Origin of the sequence: Bacillus sp. HMA207 (assembly GCF_003402455.1) — a bacterium.
GTDB classification, from domain to species: domain Bacteria; phylum Bacillota; class Bacilli; order Bacillales; family Bacillaceae_G; genus Bacillus_A; species Bacillus_A cereus.
Genome location: NZ_BEZT01000003.1, coordinates 194,707 through 210,407, shown reverse-complemented (window position 1 = coordinate 210,407; position 15,701 = coordinate 194,707). Strand labels below are relative to the sequence as shown.

Genomic DNA, 15,701 nt, shown 5'->3' with positions numbered 1-15,701 from the left:
GTTAAGCTCTCTAGCGCCGATGGTAGTTGGGACCTTGTCCCTGTGAGAGTAGGACGTCGCCAAGCAAGAACCTAAGTTATTTTGACTTAGGTTTTTTTGTGTTTATTTTTATTTACCGAATGCTATAATCCGTAAATTTAATAAAGCTACAGACGAAAAAAGAATAAAGTAGAGACTCTTTAAAATAATAGTAATGATTTTTTGTGTTCCTAATTTTCCTAATGTCGCTAAAGTAATACTTAAAATAGGACACATTATTTCTATCATAAGTATATATTTTAAATAATGAGATGCTATAAATAAATATTTAATAATTACAGAAATTCCTGCAATAGAGAAAAATAAATAGGATAATAGCATAGTTCTTTCTTTAACAGTTATCCTCCTTAGAAATTAAATCGTTATAATAATACAAGAGTATATATATTTTGATTAAAAACATACTGAAGTGCTATTTAAACGATAAATACATAAAATAGATCTCTAGAAATATATATTCTAATTCCCTTTTCTTCTTGTATATAGTTGCAATTCTTCTTTTGAATATAACTAAAACACGAACGTTATTGACTGCTAATAAAAAAACATTCGATTATTTATTGACATTGTTTATGAAATATTGTTAATATAGCCATAGAAACAATAATATAAGACCTCATATAATCGCGGGGATATGGCCTGCAAGTCTCTACCTAACGACCGTTATTCGTTAGACTATGAGGGAAAGTCACTCGGTATTTTTCTATTCACAAGGGATACGTATGCCTGAGTAGAGCGCTTTCTCTCATAGTAAAAGAGAAACTGTTCTATTTCAGGCTTTTTTTATTTGAATCGGGGGGATTCTAATATGAAATCACTAGTTGGAGTCATAATGGGAAGTACGTCAGACTGGGAAACAATGAAATATGCTTGTGACATTTTAGATGAATTAAATATACCGTATGAGAAAAAAGTTGTATCCGCTCATCGGACTCCGGATTATATGTTTGAATATGCAGAGACGGCTCGTGAACGTGGATTGAAAGTTATTATTGCTGGAGCTGGTGGAGCAGCACATTTACCAGGAATGGTTGCAGCGAAGACAAATCTTCCTGTAATTGGAGTTCCAGTTCAATCAAAAGCATTAAACGGCTTAGATTCATTATTATCCATCGCCCAAATGCCAGGAGGTGTTCCAGTTGCAACTGTTGCAATTGGTAAAGCCGGTTCAACGAATGCTGGATTACTTGCTGCACAAATACTTGGATCATTTCATGATGATATACATGATGCATTAGAATTGAGACGAGAAGCGATTGAAAAAGATGTGCGTGAAGGTAGTGAGCTAGTATGACGAGAATCATTTTACCTGGAAAAACAATCGGTATTATTGGAGGCGGCCAGCTAGGAAGAATGATGGCATTGGCAGCTAAGGAGATGGGATATAAAATTGCTGTTTTAGATCCTACAAAGCATTCGCCATGTGCACAAGTTGCTGATATTGAAATTGTTGCACCATATGATGATTTAAAAGCAATTCAGCATTTAGCAGAGATAAGTGATGTTGTCACATATGAATTTGAGAATATTGATTATAGATGTTTACAATGGCTTGAAAAACATGCGTACTTACCACAAGGTAGTCAGTTGTTAAATACAACGCAAAATCGTTTTACAGAAAAGAATGCGATTGAGAAGGCTGGGTTACCAGTAGCAACGTATAGATTGGTTCAAAATCAAGATCAGCTTACAGAAGCAATTGCTGGGTTATCATTCCCTTCCGTCTTAAAAACGACGACAGGTGGATATGATGGGAAAGGGCAAGTTGTTTTAAGAAGTGAAGCTGATGTTGAGGCAGCAAGAAATCTTGTGGATAAAGCAGAATGTATTTTAGAGAAATGGGTGCCTTTTGAAAAAGAAGTATCAGTTATTGTGATTCGTAGTGTAAGTGGTGAAACAAAAGTGTTTCCAGTAGCAGAAAATATTCATGTAAATAACATTTTACATGAATCTATCGTTCCAGCTCGCATTACAGAAGAGCTTTCTCAAAAAGCAATTGCGTATGCAAAGGTACTTGCGGATGAATTAGAACTTGTGGGAACACTAGCTGTAGAGATGTTTGCTACAGATAATGGTGAGATTTATATTAATGAATTAGCGCCAAGACCTCACAATTCAGGACACTATACACAGGATGCATGTGAAACGAGTCAATTTGGTCAACATATTCGAGCAATCTGTAATTTACCTCTAGGAGAAACAAATTTGTTAAAACCAGTTGTCATGGTAAACATTTTAGGCGAACATATAGAAGGGGTCCTAAGACAAGTGAATAGATTAACCGGGTGCTATTTACACTTGTATGGAAAAGAAGAAGCAAAAGCACAGCGAAAAATGGGGCATGTTAATATTTTAAATGATAATATTGAAGTCGCTCTAGAAAAAGCGAAGAGTTTGCATATTTGGGACCATCAAGAACAACTGTTGGAGGGAAAAAGATGATTAGTCGTTATACACGCCCTGAAATGGGTGCGATTTGGACGGAAGAGAACAAATTTAAAGCGTGGTTAGAAGTTGAGATTTTAGCTTGTGAAGCATGGGCTGAGCTTGGCGATATTCCAAAAGAAGATGTTAAAAAAATTCGTGAACATGCATCATTTGATATTGATCGTATTTATGAAATTGAAAAAGAAACACGTCATGACGTAGTTGCATTCACTCGTGCTGTATCAGAAACGCCAGCATTAGGCGAAGAACGTAAATGGGTTCATTACGGTTTAACATCTACAGATGTAGTAGATACAGCATTATCTTACATCTTAAAACAAGCGAATGAAATTATATTAAAAGACTTAGAGAACTTTGTAAGCATTTTAGCTAACAAAGCGAAAGAGCATAAATACACAATCATGATGGGAAGAACACACGGTGTTCATGCAGAACCAACGACATTTGGTTTAAAACTTGGTCTTTGGTATGAAGAGATGAAACGTAACGTAGAGCGTTTCAAACAAGCTGCTGATACAGTTCGTGTTGGTAAACTATCTGGTGCGGTTGGTACATATGCAAATATCGATCCATTCGTAGAAAAATATGTTTGTGAAAATTTAGGATTAGAAGCAGCACCAATTTCAACACAAACATTGCAACGTGATCGTCACGCACACTACATGTCAACACTTGCACTAATTGCAACATCTATCGAAAAGATGGCAGTTGAGATTCGTGGTTTACAAAAGAGTGAAACACGTGAAGTTGAAGAAGCTTTCGCAAAAGGTCAAAAGGGTTCTTCTGCAATGCCACATAAACGTAATCCAATTGGTTCTGAAAATATGACTGGTTTAGCTCGTGTTATCCGCGGTTATATGATGACAGCTTACGAAAATGTTCCATTATGGCATGAGCGTGACATTTCTCACTCTTCGGCAGAACGCGTAATTTTACCAGATGCTACAATCGCATTAAATTACATGTTAAATCGCTTTGGTAATATCGTTAAAAACTTAACTGTATACCCAGAGAATATGAAACGTAATATGACAAGAACATACGGCTTAATTTATTCTCAGCGCGTAATGCTTACACTAATCGACAAAGGTATGGTACGTGAAGAAGCTTATGATATCGTACAGCCTAAAGCGATGGAAGCTTGGGAAACACAAGTACAATTTAAAGAGCTTGTAGAAGCTGATGAGCGTATTACAAGCAAGTTAACACAAGAAGAAATTAATGAATGCTTCAACTATGAGCATCATATGCAACACGTTGATACAATCTTTGAACGCCTTGGATTAAACGAAGCGTAAAATTTCATATGGCACAGAATAGAGTCATTCTGTGCCATTCTTTATAAAAATATTATTCACATTTTTCAAACTACAGGGGGCTTGCGAAATGCAAAAGCTAGAATTGCTGTATGAAGGTAAGGCAAAAAGAATTTATCGTACAGAATCAGCAGATATGGTTTGGGTAGAGTACAAAGATAGTGCGACTGCTTTCAATGGGGAGAAAAAAGAGACGATTACAGGAAAAGGTCGTTTGAACAATGAAATTACAACTTTATTGTTCAGAAAGTTACAAGAAGTGGGAATTAAAACACATTTTGTTGAGAAGTTATCTGAAACAGAACAACTTGTTAAAAAAGTGAGTATTATTCCTTTAGAAGTTGTCACAAGAAATGTAATTGCAGGAAGTCTTTCAAAACGATTAGGAATGGAAGAGGGAACTGTACTTGCAGAACCAATCGTAGAATTTTACTTCAAAGATGATGATTTAGGAGATCCGCTTGTAACGGAAGATCATATTCGTGTATTAAACGTTGCATCGCCAGAGCAAGTAAGTGTATTACGAGATATGGCTCTACAAATCAATCAAGTGTTGATTGATCATTTCGCAAGCTGTCGTGTAAGATTAGTAGATTTCAAATTAGAGTTTGGTGTAACGGAAGAAGGAGAAATCATTTTAGCGGATGAAATTTCACCAGATACTTGCCGTTTATGGGATGAAACGAGCAATGAAAAGTTTGATAAAGATGTATTCCGTCGTGATCTTGGAAATTTAACAGATGCTTATGAAGAGATTTTAAAACGTTTAGGGGGAATTTCACATGTATAAAGTTAAGGTATATGTAACATTAAGAGAAAGCGTATTAGATCCACAAGGAACAGCAGTAAAAGGAGCACTTCATAGTCTTTCATTCACAGAAGTACAAGACGTTCGAATCGGAAAGTACATGGAACTAACAATTGATAAATCTGTATCTGATTTAGATAGCAAGGTAAAAGAAATGTGTGAAAAACTATTAGCGAACGTTGTAATGGAAGACTTCCGTTATGAAGTTGAGGAGGTTGTCGCACAGTGAAATTTGCCGTAATAGTATTTCCGGGTTCGAACTGTGATGTCGATATGTTCCATGCAATTAAAGATGAGCTTGGCGAAGAAGTAGATTACGTTTGGCACGATACAGAGAATTTAGATGAATATGATGCAATTCTACTACCAGGTGGATTTTCTTATGGTGACTACTTACGCTGCGGTGCTATCTCTCGCTTTGCTAATGCAATGAAAGCAGTGCAAAAAGCTGCTGAGCAAGGAAAGCCGATTTTAGGTGTATGTAATGGATTCCAGATTCTTGTTGAATCAGGATTACTACCAGGAGCGTTAATAAGAAACGAAAACTTAAAATTTATGTGTCGCACTGTTCAGTTACGTGTTGAAAATAATGAAACGATGTTTACATCACAATATGAAAAAGATGAAATAATTAATATTCCAATCGCGCATGGTGAGGGGAATTACTATTGTGATGAAGCGACTCTTAAACAATTAGAAGAGAACAATCAAATCGCATTCCGTTACGTAGAAAACCCTAACGGTAGCGTTTCAGATATTGCTGGTATTGTAAATGAAAAAGGAAATGTACTTGGTATGATGCCGCACCCAGAGCGTGCTGTAGATGAATTACTTGGCGGTGCTGAAGGGTTAAAAGTCTTTCAATCTATCTTAAAACAGTGGAGGGAAACATATGTCGTTAATGCTTGAACCAAATCCAACACAAATTAAAGAAGAGCGTATATATGCGGAAATGGGGCTAACAGACGAAGAGTTTGCCATGGTTGAAAAGATTTTAGGTCGTCTGCCAAATTATACAGAAACAGGGTTATTCTCTGTAATGTGGTCTGAACATTGTAGTTATAAAAATTCAAAACCAGTTCTTCGTAAGTTTCCAACTACAGGTGAGCGCGTTCTGCAAGGACCTGGAGAAGGTGCTGGAATTGTAGATATCGGTGATAATCAAGCAGTTGTATTTAAAATGGAAAGTCATAACCATCCTTCAGCTATTGAACCATATCAAGGAGCTGCAACAGGTGTTGGTGGTATTATTCGTGACGTATTCTCTATGGGAGCACGCCCGGTAGCTCTATTAAACTCACTTCGTTTCGGTGAATTACAGTCACCACGTGTGAAATATTTATTCGAAGAAGTAGTAGCAGGAATTGCAGGATACGGTAACTGCATCGGTATTCCGACTGTTGGCGGCGAAGTACAATTTGATCCATGTTATGAAGGAAATCCACTTGTAAATGCAATGTGCGTAGGTTTGATTAACCACGAAGACATTAAAAAAGGGCAAGCGCACGGTGCTGGTAACACAGTAATGTACGTAGGAGCATCAACTGGTCGTGACGGTATTCACGGTGCAACATTCGCGTCGGAAGAACTATCTGAAAGCTCAGAAGCGAAACGTCCAGCGGTTCAAGTAGGGGATCCATTTATGGAAAAGCTTCTTATTGAAGCGTGTTTAGAATTAATTCAATCCGATGCACTTGTTGGAATTCAAGATATGGGTGCGGCTGGTTTAACATCATCATCTGCAGAAATGGCAAGTAAAGCAGGAATGGGTATTGAAATGTACTTAGATGATGTACCACAGCGTGAAACAGGAATGACACCATATGAAATGATGCTATCTGAATCACAAGAGCGTATGTTAATTGTCGTGAAAAAAGGTAGAGAACAAGAAATAGTAGATTTATTTGAGAAGTATGGTCTTGCAGCGGTTACGATGGGGAAAGTAACAGAAGATAAAATGCTTCGTTTATTCCATAAAGGTGAAAAGGTAGCTGAAGTTCCAGCAGATGCTTTAGCAGAAGAAGCACCAATTTATCATAAGCCATCAAAAGAAGCAGCATACTTTGCTGAATTCCAAGCAATGAAAATGGAAACGCCAAAAGTAGAAAATTATAAAGAAACGTTATTCGCTTTATTACAGCAACCAACAATTGCAAGTAAAGAGTGGGTATACGATCAATACGATTACCAAGTTCGCACAAGCACAGTTGTTACGCCAGGTTCAGATGCTGCAGTTGTACGTGTACGCGGTACAGAAAAAGGATTAGCAATGACGACAGATTGTAACTCTCGCTACATTTATCTAGACCCAGAGATGGGCGGTAAAATTGCAGTAGCAGAGGCAGCGCGTAATATCGTATGTTCTGGCGGAGAGCCACTTGCAATTACAGATTGCTTAAACTTCGGTAACCCAGAAAAACCAGAAATCTTCTGGCAGATTGAGAAATCAGTAGACGGTATGAGTGAAGCTTGTCGCACATTACAAACACCAGTTATCGGCGGAAACGTATCGATGTATAACGAGCGTAGTGGTGAAGCTGTATATCCAACACCAACTGTTGGGATGGTCGGACTTGTGCATGACTTAAAACATGTAACAACACAAGAGTTTAAGCAAGCTGGTGATTTAGTGTATGTAATTGGTGAGACGAAAGCTGAGTTTGGTGGAAGTGAATTACAGAAAATGATTCACGGCAAAATTTTCGGTCAATCACCAAGTATCGATTTAGATGTAGAATTAAAACGCCAAAAACAAGTATTAGAAGCAATTCAAGCTGGTCTTGTTCAATCTGCACATGATGTTGCTGAAGGTGGTTTAGCAGTTGCGATTTCAGAAAGTGCAATTGGTGCTAAAGGCTTAGGTGCTACTGTGAAATTAGATGGAGAAGCAACAGCAGCATTATTCGCTGAATCACAGTCACGCTTCGTGATAACTGTAAAACGTGAAAATAAAGAGGCGTTTGAAAAAGCGGTAGAAGCAATCCAAGTTGGAGAAGTAACAAGTACAAATGAAGTAACAATTCATAATGAAGAAAATGAAGTATTACTTACAGCAAATGTAGATGAAATGAGAAAGGCTTGGAAAGGGGCAATCCCATGCTTGCTGAAATAAAGGGGTTAAACGAAGAATGTGGCGTTTTCGGAATTTGGGGGCATGAAAATGCAGCACAAGTTTCATACTACGGATTGCACAGTTTACAGCACCGTGGGCAAGAAGGCGCAGGCATTGTCGTAAATAATGGGGAAAAAATCGTCGGTCACAAGGGGTTAGGTTTAATATCAGAAGTGTTTTCAAGAGGTGAGCTAGAAGGATTAAATGGAAAATCAGCGATCGGACATGTACGATATGCAACAGCTGGTGGAAGTGAAGTTGCTAACGTTCAACCATTGTTGTTCCGTTTTTCCGATCATAGTATGGCGTTAGCTCATAACGGAAATTTAATTAACGCAAAAATGCTTCGTCGTGAATTAGAAGCAGAGGGCAGTATTTTTCAAACTAGTTCAGATACAGAAGTACTTTTACATCTTATTAAACGTAGTACAAAAGATTCTTTAATTGAAAGTGTAAAAGAAGCTTTAAACAAAGTGAAAGGTGCGTTTGCGTATCTTTTACTAACTGGAAATGAAATGATCGTTGCATTAGATTCGAATGGGTTCCGTCCGCTTTCAATTGGAAAGATGGGGGATGCTTACGTTGTAGCATCTGAAACATGTGCTTTTGATGTAGTAGGTGCAACATACATTCGCGATGTAGAACCGGGTGAATTACTTATCATTAATGATGAAGGAATTCACGTAGATCGTTTCACAAACGATGTAGAACATGCAATTTGTAGTATGGAATATATTTACTTTGCACGACCAGATTCTAATATTGCTGGTGTTAACGTCCATGCAGCACGTAAGAATATGGGGAAACGTTTAGCGGCAGAAGCTCCTATTGAAGCAGATGTTGTTACTGGTGTACCAGACTCTAGTATTTCAGCTGCGATTGGCTATGCGGAGGCGACAGGTATTCCATATGAGTTAGGATTAATTAAAAATCGTTACGTTGGACGTACGTTTATTCAACCTTCTCAAGAACTGCGCGAGCAAGGGGTTAAGATGAAGCTTTCCGCAGTAAGAGGTGTAGTTGAAGGGAAACGAGTTGTTATGATTGATGACTCTATCGTAAGAGGAACGACAAGTAAACGAATTGTTCGTATGCTTCGTGAGGCTGGAGCGACAGAAGTTCACGTAAGAATTGCTTCACCACCTCTGAAATATCCATGTTTCTATGGCATTGATATTCAAACGAGAAAAGAATTAATTGCAGCAAATCATACAGTAGAAGAAATCCGTGAAATGATCGGAGCAGATTCTTTAACATTTTTAAGTGAAGATGGATTAGTAGATGCAATTGGACGTCCATATGAAGGGAAATATGGCGGCCTATGCATGGCTTACTTTAATGGGGACTATCCAACAGCTCTTTATGATTATGAGCAAGAGCTTTTAGAAAGCATGAAATAAGAAAAGTGAGAAAAGCTTCTATTTCTTTTGATGTAGGAGCTAGATCCTTTCTTAAAATAGCCCGCCCTGGATGGGGAGAAATTAAAAGACGAGGTGTAAATAACGATGGCGAATGCATATAAGCAAGCAGGAGTAGATATTGAAGCTGGATATGAAGCGGTATCTCGCATGAAAAAACACGTACAAACAACTATGAGAAAAGAAGTACTAGGCGGTTTAGGCGGTTTTGGAGGTATGTTTGATCTATCAAAATTTGCATTAGAAGAACCTGTATTAGTATCTGGAACAGATGGCGTGGGAACGAAATTGATGCTCGCTTTTATGGCAGATAAACATGACACAATTGGTATTGATGCAGTAGCAATGTGTGTAAATGATATTGTTGTCCAAGGAGCAGAGCCGCTTTTCTTCCTTGATTATATTGCTTGTGGTAAAGCTGAACCTAGTAAAATTGAAAACATCGTCAAAGGTATATCAGAGGGCTGTCGCCAAGCTGGTTGTGCATTAATCGGTGGAGAAACAGCTGAAATGCCAGGAATGTATTCTACGGAAGAATATGATTTAGCTGGTTTTACAGTTGGGATTGTTGATAAAAAGAAAATTGTAACAGGTGAAAAGATTGAAGCTGGTCACGTGCTAATTGGCTTAGCATCTAGCGGTATTCATAGCAATGGTTACTCTTTAGTACGAAAAGTGTTATTAGAAGATGGGGAACTATCTTTAGAGCGTATTTATGGCCGCTTAGAACTACCTCTTGGTGAAGAATTATTAAAACCAACGAAAATTTATGTCAAACCTATTTTAGAACTATTGAAGAAACATGAAGTATACGGTATGGCGCATATTACAGGTGGTGGATTTATTGAAAATATTCCACGCATGTTGCCAGAAGGAATCGGTGCTGAGATTGAACTAGGATCTTGGGAAATTCAGCCGATCTTTAGTTTGCTTCAAGAGGTTGGAAAACTGGAAGAGAAAGAAATGTTCAATATTTTTAACATGGGTATTGGTATGGTAGTAGCAGTGAAGGAAGAAGATGCAAAAGATGTTGTTCGTCTTCTTGAAGAGCAAGGAGAAATGGCTCGTATTATTGGACGTACTATACAAGGAGCTGGCGTTACTTTTAATGGGGGCACAGCACTATGAGTAGATTAGCAGTTTTTGCTTCTGGAAGTGGATCTAACTTTCAATCTCTCGTTAATGCGGTAGAAGAAAAAAGATTGGATGCAGAAATTAGTTTATTAGTATGTGATAAACCAGAAGCACGAGCTGTTGGACGGGCAAATTATCATCATATTCCGTGTTTTGCTTTTTCAGCGAAAGCATATGAGTCAAAAGAAGCGTTTGAAAAAGAGATATTAAAGAAGCTAGAAGAATATGAAATTGATTATGTTATTTTAGCTGGATATATGCGTTTAATCGGGCCGACGTTACTAGAAGCATACGGCGGGAAGATTATTAATATTCATCCATCATTACTACCGAGCTTTCCGGGTAAAGATGCTGTCGGTCAAGCGTTAGAAGCAGGTGTGAAAGTAACTGGAGTAACAATTCATTATGTAGATGCAGGTATGGATACAGGGCCAATTATTGCACAAGAAGCAGTGGTTGTTTCTGAAGGGGATACGAGAGAAAGCTTACAAAAGAAAATTCAACAAGTTGAACATAAATTATACGTAAATACAGTGAATCAAATTGTTCAGTCTGTGAAAGAATCAACTGTTAACTAACATACAACCAGGGGTGAAGGATAAATGAAAAAGCGTGCATTAGTAAGTGTTTCAGATAAAACAGGAGTAGTAGAATTTGTTAAAGGGTTACTAGAACAAGGGATTGAAGTTATTTCAACAGGTGGTACGAAAAAGTTACTAGAAGAAAATGGCTTACAAGTAATCGGCATTTCTGAAGTAACTGGTTTCCCTGAAATTATGGATGGCCGTGTGAAAACATTACATCCAAATATTCATGGTGGTCTATTAGCAGTTCGTGATAATGAAACACATGTAACACAAATGAATGAGTTAGGTATAGAGCCAATTGACTTTGTTGTTGTTAACTTATACCCATTTAAAGAAACAATCGCTAAGCCTGATGTAACATTTGCTGATGCAATTGAAAATATTGATATCGGTGGCCCAACAATGATTCGCTCTGCTGCGAAAAATCATAAATTCGTATCGGTAATTGTAGATCCAGTAGATTATGATATTGTGTTAGCAGAACTGAAAGAGAACGGTGAAGTAGCAGAGGAAACAAAACGTAAACTAGCAGCGAAAGTATTCCGTCATACAGCAGCGTATGATGCGTTAATTTCTAACTACTTAACAGAGCAAATGGGTGAAGAAAGTCCAGAAACATTAACTGTGACATTTGAGAAAAAGCAAGACTTACGCTATGGCGAGAACCCACATCAAAAAGCAACTTTCTATAAAGCGCCATTCGCAGCAACGTCTTCTGTTGCATACGCAGAACAATTACACGGTAAGGAATTATCGTATAACAATATTAATGATGCAGACGCAGCGCTTAGCATCGTAAAAGAATTTACAGAACCAGCAGTAGTAGCAGTAAAGCATATGAATCCATGTGGTGTTGGAGTAGGAACTAATATTCACGAAGCATATACTCGTGCTTATGAAGCAGATCCAGTATCAATCTTCGGCGGTATTATTGCAGCAAATCGTGAAATTGATAAAGCTACAGCAGAAAAGTTACATGAAATTTTCTTAGAAATTGTTATCGCACCTTCGTTCTCGCAAGAAGCTTTAGAAGTGTTGCAAAGTAAGAAGAACTTACGTTTATTAACTATAAATATTGAAAAAGCGACAAGTGCAAGCAAAAAACTAACTTCTGTACAAGGTGGACTTCTCGTTCAAGAGGAAGATACGTTATCATTAGATGAAAGTACAATTTCAATTCCAACGAAACGTGAACCTTCAGAGCAAGAATGGAAAGATTTAAAACTAGCTTGGAAAGTTGTAAAACATGTGAAATCAAACGCAATTGTTTTAGCGAAAGATGACATGACAATTGGTGTCGGTGCGGGACAGATGAACCGTGTAGGTTCTGCAAAAATCGCAATTACACAAGCTGGTGAAAAAGCACAAGGTAGCGCGCTTGCATCTGATGCTTTCTTCCCAATGCCAGATACATTAGAAGAAGCAGCAAAAGCAGGAATTACAGCAATCATTCAACCGGGCGGATCAATCCGTGATGAAGATTCTATTAAAGTGGCAGATACTTATGGGATTGCTATGGTGTTCACTGGCGTACGTCATTTCAAACACTAATAGAGGATGTTTAAAAAGTCCGGTTAAGATAACCTTCGCATGTCGTCGTTGCATCGCCAGTGCGGTACTCATGTAGGAAAGCTACACTCCGTGTCCTCCTGGCAAATGCGCCTAGACCTGCTCGGTTCTCTTAATCCTCCTTTTTAAACCTTTATTGATATGGATGTTTAAAAAGTCCGGTCGAGATAACCTTTTATTGATATGAAAAAGCAAACTAGGAGCATAGCTTCTAGTTTGTACTTATTTAATTATTGGGGGATGAAATATGAATGTTTTAGTAATTGGCCGCGGTGGGCGTGAGCATGCTTTAGCTTGGAAGTTTGCACAATCTGAAAAAGTAGAAAAGGTATATGTAGCACCAGGTAATGAAGGTATGAGAGATGTTGCAACACCAGTTGATATTGATGAAAATGATTTTGATGCATTAGTTTTATTTGCAAAAGAGAATAATGTTGAGTTAACTTTCGTTGGACCAGAAATTCCGCTTATGAATGGAATTGTTGATCGTTTTAAAGAAGAGGGACTTCGCGTATTTGGTCCGAATAAAGCGGCTGCTGTTATTGAAGGTAGTAAAGCTTTTACAAAAGAGCTTATGAAAAAGTATGATATTCCAACTGCGGCGTACGAAACTTTTACAGATTATGAAGAAGCAGTACAGTACATTCAAAAAGTTGGTGCACCAATCGTTATTAAAGCTGACGGCCTAGCTGCTGGTAAAGGTGTAACGGTAGCGATGTCGCTTGAAGAGGCATTACAAGCTGTGAAAGAAATGCTGCAAGATGTGAAATTCGGCGCGGCAAGTAAGAAGGTTGTTATTGAAGAGTTTTTAGATGGACAAGAATTTTCATTAATGGCATTCGTGAATGGAACAACTGTACATCCAATGGTAATCGCCCAAGATCATAAAAGAGCTTTTGATGGTGATAAAGGTCCAAATACGGGTGGAATGGGTGCATATTCTCCAGTACCACAAATTCCAGAATCAGCAGTTCAAGAAGCGATTCAAACCGTATTGCATCCAACTGCTAAGGCGATGATTGAAGAAAACCGTTCGTTTACAGGTATTTTATACGCAGGTCTTATTTTAACAAATGATGGTCCGAAGGTAATTGAATTTAATGCACGCTTCGGTGATCCTGAAACAGAAGTTGTATTACCTCGATTAGAAAACGATTTAGTTGATGTATGTAACGCTGTATTAGATGAAAGTGAACTAACGTTACAATGGTCAGAAGAAGCGGTAATCGGTGTTGTACTTGCTTCTAAAGGATATCCAGAAGCATATAAAAAAGGTGATATTATTAGCGGACTAGATGCACTGCAAGATGTGATTGTTTTCCATGCAGGTACAGCAATGAAACATGGGGACTTTGTAACGAACGGTGGCCGTGTATTATTTGTTGCTTGTAAGGCAAATAGTTTACAAGAAGCAAAAGATAAAGTATATAAAGAAATCGGTAAAATTGAGAGTGATGGTCTATTTTATCGAAGTGATATAGGATATCGTGCAATTGGGCATGAGATGACGAAAAGTTAATATGTAAAAATCCCGCTGAGGAATCAGCGGGATTTTTTATGCATCTTTATCTTTTTTTAATTTCCCTTTTTGCTTTGCCATTTCTCGAAGTAAATACTCGATGTGTGCATTGACGCTACGAAATTCATCATTTGCCCATTTTTCGATGACTGCGTGTAATTCAGGATCAATACGTAATGGAAAGCTTTTCTTTTTAGCCATAATTACTTATAGCCCTTAGTATAGGCTTCCTGTATTAATAACTGGCTGCGCACCTTTATCTGAAACGATGGCAACTAATAAGTTGTTTACCATATTTGCTTTACGCTCGTCATCGAGTTCTAGTACGCCTTCTTCATCTAACATATGGATGGAATCTTTCGCCATCTTCACAGCACCTTCAACAATTTCTTTTCTAGCAGCTAATACTGCTTTTGCTTGCTGGCGTTGTAGCATTGCATGGGCAATTTCTGTTGCGTAAGCTAAGTGCGTTAAACGAGTTTCTAATACTTCTACACCAGCAATTTCAAGACGCGCCTCTAACTCACGTTTTAATTCTTCAGAGATTTCTTCAGTATTTCCGCGTAACGTAACGCAGGTTTCATCTTGGAAATTGTCATAAGGATATTTTGTTGCAACATGGCGGATTGCCGTTTCGCTTTGAATTTCTACAAATCGATCATAATGTTCAACACCAAACATTGCTTTTGCAGAATCAACAACTTTATATACGATAACAGCTGCAATTTCAATTGGATTTCCATCAACGTCATTTACTTTTAATTTTTTACTGTTAAAGTTTTCAACACGTAAAGATACAGTTTGACGGAATGCGAACGGAATCGTTAAAAATAAACCGTTTTGACGAATTGTTCCTAAATAATTACCGAAGAACGTAATAACCTTTGCTTGATTCGGTTGAACAATACCGATACCTGTAGCGAGAACTGCGGCTAATATAATAGTTAGTGCCGCTCCTATGAAAATTTCTTGTGCAAGGAAAAATACACCGATAGCAGCTAAAATCAAAATTCCAATAATACCGAGAAAACCATTTACATAAAATACTTGTTTTTCTTTCATATGATCGCCTCCTGATATAAAAATGATATCACTTTTATATCATTTTAAGCAAGAGGTATGCATCTAATTTTCTGAATTTTATTGGTTGATATCTTTTATATACATTTTAAGGTTCAAAAAGAGAATATACGTTCTGTTTTATGGTAAAATAAAGAAGACTTAACCGCCCACTGCAGCAGCTAAGTCCCTTTGAGAGCATCTTACATCGTGACAAATGATTCAAAGCGGTTTTGCCAGGATTATATCTTCAATCGCTGACTCAATCTCTTTGTCAGAAGCGTCATAACTTCCTTTTGACTCTGGCTTGTCATGAGTGGAAGTTTGATTCACTTCTTCTTTAGCATGTCCTTTTTCAGCAAAATTCATGCTAGGCATTTTAAATGCCCCCATGTTCATGTATTTTCCGAATTTCCACATTTCAACAACAGGGCAGAAACGAACAATTCCTTCTGCAACTTTCATTGCACCAATCCATAGAAAAATGTTAGACCAAGTGCACCACGGCTTGCGTACAAGTTTAGTTGCACTACATCCGAAGAGGACGAGCCCAAGTGTAATTCGAATTAGAGCGTTTATTGTCCCGATATTTTGCTTCATTAGAAAAACACTCCTTTTTATGAAAGTTGAAATAGATAATACTATTTCTTTTATTAGTATCCCGTTTGATTTTTGGGATATGTAATCCAACA

16 protein-coding genes and 1 riboswitch are annotated in these 15,701 nt (G+C 37.7%); of the genes, 12 read left to right on the top strand and 4 right to left on the bottom strand.

Annotated features, from left to right (window positions below):
* Positions 1-108: 108 nt before the first annotated feature.
* Complete coding sequence (locus HMAS_RS28165) at positions 109-360, bottom strand: hypothetical protein (RefSeq protein WP_000927495.1); 252 nt, start codon at positions 358-360, stop codon at positions 109-111.
* A gap of 275 nt (positions 361-635) precedes the next feature.
* Positions 636-737: riboswitch (purine riboswitch) on the top strand.
* A 110-nt stretch (positions 738-847) separates the two neighbouring features.
* Here HMAS_RS28165 and purE point away from each other — a divergent pair.
* From purE to purD, 12 genes are all read left to right on the top strand, one after another.
* Positions 848-1,333, top strand: coding sequence for a 5-(carboxyamino)imidazole ribonucleotide mutase (gene purE / locus HMAS_RS24570; RefSeq protein WP_000839365.1), 486 nt, complete (start codon positions 848-850; stop codon positions 1,331-1,333).
* Positions 1,330-2,481 (top strand): 5-(carboxyamino)imidazole ribonucleotide synthase, encoded by a 1,152-nt coding sequence (gene purK / locus HMAS_RS24565; RefSeq protein ID WP_000196774.1) that lies wholly within the window; start codon positions 1,330-1,332, stop codon positions 2,479-2,481. The genes purE and purK overlap by 4 nt, the downstream gene beginning before the upstream one ends.
* Positions 2,478-3,785, top strand: a complete 1,308-nt coding sequence (gene purB, locus HMAS_RS24560) for an adenylosuccinate lyase (RefSeq protein WP_000625682.1) — start codon at positions 2,478-2,480, stop codon at positions 3,783-3,785. Before purK ends, purB begins: the two co-directional genes overlap by 4 nt.
* Before the next feature lie 88 nt (positions 3,786-3,873).
* Entirely contained in the window at positions 3,874-4,593 is a 720-nt protein-coding gene (gene purC, locus HMAS_RS24555; RefSeq protein WP_001170544.1) for a phosphoribosylaminoimidazolesuccinocarboxamide synthase, read from the top strand.
* Positions 4,586-4,840: a phosphoribosylformylglycinamidine synthase subunit PurS gene (gene purS / locus HMAS_RS24550; RefSeq protein WP_000278823.1), complete on the top strand. Its 255-nt coding sequence runs from the start codon at positions 4,586-4,588 to the stop codon at positions 4,838-4,840. The genes purC and purS overlap by 8 nt, the downstream gene beginning before the upstream one ends.
* The gene (gene purQ, locus HMAS_RS24545) at positions 4,837-5,520 is read left to right on the top strand and encodes a phosphoribosylformylglycinamidine synthase subunit PurQ (protein ID WP_000666774.1); all 684 of its coding nucleotides are present in this window, start codon (positions 4,837-4,839) and stop codon (positions 5,518-5,520) included. Before purS ends, purQ begins: the two co-directional genes overlap by 4 nt.
* Positions 5,504-7,723, top strand: a complete 2,220-nt coding sequence (gene purL / locus HMAS_RS24540) for a phosphoribosylformylglycinamidine synthase II (protein WP_000055562.1) — start codon at positions 5,504-5,506, stop codon at positions 7,721-7,723. Before purQ ends, purL begins: the two co-directional genes overlap by 17 nt.
* Complete coding sequence (gene purF / locus HMAS_RS24535) at positions 7,708-9,123, top strand: amidophosphoribosyltransferase (RefSeq protein WP_000879035.1); 1,416 nt, start codon at positions 7,708-7,710, stop codon at positions 9,121-9,123. The genes purL and purF overlap by 16 nt, the downstream gene beginning before the upstream one ends.
* A 105-nt stretch (positions 9,124-9,228) precedes the next feature.
* Positions 9,229-10,269: a phosphoribosylformylglycinamidine cyclo-ligase gene (gene purM / locus HMAS_RS24530; protein ID WP_001262439.1), complete on the top strand. Its 1,041-nt coding sequence runs from the start codon at positions 9,229-9,231 to the stop codon at positions 10,267-10,269.
* Positions 10,266-10,853 (top strand): phosphoribosylglycinamide formyltransferase, encoded by a 588-nt coding sequence (gene purN / locus HMAS_RS24525; protein ID WP_000088589.1) that lies wholly within the window; start codon positions 10,266-10,268, stop codon positions 10,851-10,853. Before purM ends, purN begins: the two co-directional genes overlap by 4 nt.
* Positions 10,854-10,877: 24 nt before the next feature.
* Positions 10,878-12,413, top strand: a complete 1,536-nt coding sequence (purH, locus tag HMAS_RS24520; protein ID WP_000745434.1) for a bifunctional phosphoribosylaminoimidazolecarboxamide formyltransferase/IMP cyclohydrolase — start codon at positions 10,878-10,880, stop codon at positions 12,411-12,413.
* A 265-nt stretch (positions 12,414-12,678) separates the two neighbouring features.
* Positions 12,679-13,950: a phosphoribosylamine--glycine ligase gene (gene purD, locus HMAS_RS24515; RefSeq protein WP_001101971.1), complete on the top strand. Its 1,272-nt coding sequence runs from the start codon at positions 12,679-12,681 to the stop codon at positions 13,948-13,950.
* 36 nt (positions 13,951-13,986) lie between these two features.
* Here purD and HMAS_RS24510 read toward each other — a convergent pair whose 3' ends face one another.
* The 3 genes from HMAS_RS24510 to HMAS_RS24500 form a co-directional block, all read right to left on the bottom strand.
* Positions 13,987-14,151, bottom strand: coding sequence for a toxin-antitoxin system HicB family antitoxin (locus HMAS_RS24510; protein WP_001085171.1), 165 nt, complete (start codon positions 14,149-14,151; stop codon positions 13,987-13,989).
* A 15-nt stretch (positions 14,152-14,166) separates the two neighbouring features.
* Positions 14,167-15,012, bottom strand: coding sequence for an SPFH domain-containing protein (locus HMAS_RS24505; protein ID WP_000660669.1), 846 nt, complete (start codon positions 15,010-15,012; stop codon positions 14,167-14,169).
* A gap of 219 nt (positions 15,013-15,231) precedes the next feature.
* The gene (locus HMAS_RS24500) at positions 15,232-15,609 is read right to left on the bottom strand and encodes a YgaP family membrane protein (protein WP_000812345.1); all 378 of its coding nucleotides are present in this window, start codon (positions 15,607-15,609) and stop codon (positions 15,232-15,234) included.
* Positions 15,610-15,701 lie beyond the last annotated feature (92 nt).

What these genes read in the sequence shown, in the direction of transcription:
- HMAS_RS28165 (WP_000927495.1), bottom strand. Translation starts at nt 360, where the DNA reads ATGCTATTATCCTATTTATTTTTCTCTATTGCAGGAATTTCTGTAATT.
- purE (WP_000839365.1), top strand. Translation starts at nt 848, where the DNA reads ATGAAATCACTAGTTGGAGTCATAATGGGAAGTACGTCAGACTGGGAA.
- purK (WP_000196774.1), top strand. Translation starts at nt 1,330, where the DNA reads ATGACGAGAATCATTTTACCTGGAAAAACAATCGGTATTATTGGAGGC.
- purB (WP_000625682.1), top strand. Translation starts at nt 2,478, where the DNA reads ATGATTAGTCGTTATACACGCCCTGAAATGGGTGCGATTTGGACGGAA.
- purC (WP_001170544.1), top strand. Translation starts at nt 3,874, where the DNA reads ATGCAAAAGCTAGAATTGCTGTATGAAGGTAAGGCAAAAAGAATTTAT.
- purS (WP_000278823.1), top strand. Translation starts at nt 4,586, where the DNA reads ATGTATAAAGTTAAGGTATATGTAACATTAAGAGAAAGCGTATTAGAT.
- purL (WP_000055562.1), top strand. Translation starts at nt 5,504, where the DNA reads ATGTCGTTAATGCTTGAACCAAATCCAACACAAATTAAAGAAGAGCGT.
- purF (WP_000879035.1), top strand. Translation starts at nt 7,708, where the DNA reads ATGCTTGCTGAAATAAAGGGGTTAAACGAAGAATGTGGCGTTTTCGGA.
- purM (WP_001262439.1), top strand. Translation starts at nt 9,229, where the DNA reads ATGGCGAATGCATATAAGCAAGCAGGAGTAGATATTGAAGCTGGATAT.
- purN (WP_000088589.1), top strand. Translation starts at nt 10,266, where the DNA reads ATGAGTAGATTAGCAGTTTTTGCTTCTGGAAGTGGATCTAACTTTCAA.
- purH (WP_000745434.1), top strand. Translation starts at nt 10,878, where the DNA reads ATGAAAAAGCGTGCATTAGTAAGTGTTTCAGATAAAACAGGAGTAGTA.
- purD (WP_001101971.1), top strand. Translation starts at nt 12,679, where the DNA reads ATGAATGTTTTAGTAATTGGCCGCGGTGGGCGTGAGCATGCTTTAGCT.
- HMAS_RS24510 (WP_001085171.1), bottom strand. Translation starts at nt 14,151, where the DNA reads ATGGCTAAAAAGAAAAGCTTTCCATTACGTATTGATCCTGAATTACAC.
- HMAS_RS24505 (WP_000660669.1), bottom strand. Translation starts at nt 15,012, where the DNA reads ATGAAAGAAAAACAAGTATTTTATGTAAATGGTTTTCTCGGTATTATT.
- HMAS_RS24500 (WP_000812345.1), bottom strand. Translation starts at nt 15,609, where the DNA reads ATGAAGCAAAATATCGGGACAATAAACGCTCTAATTCGAATTACACTT.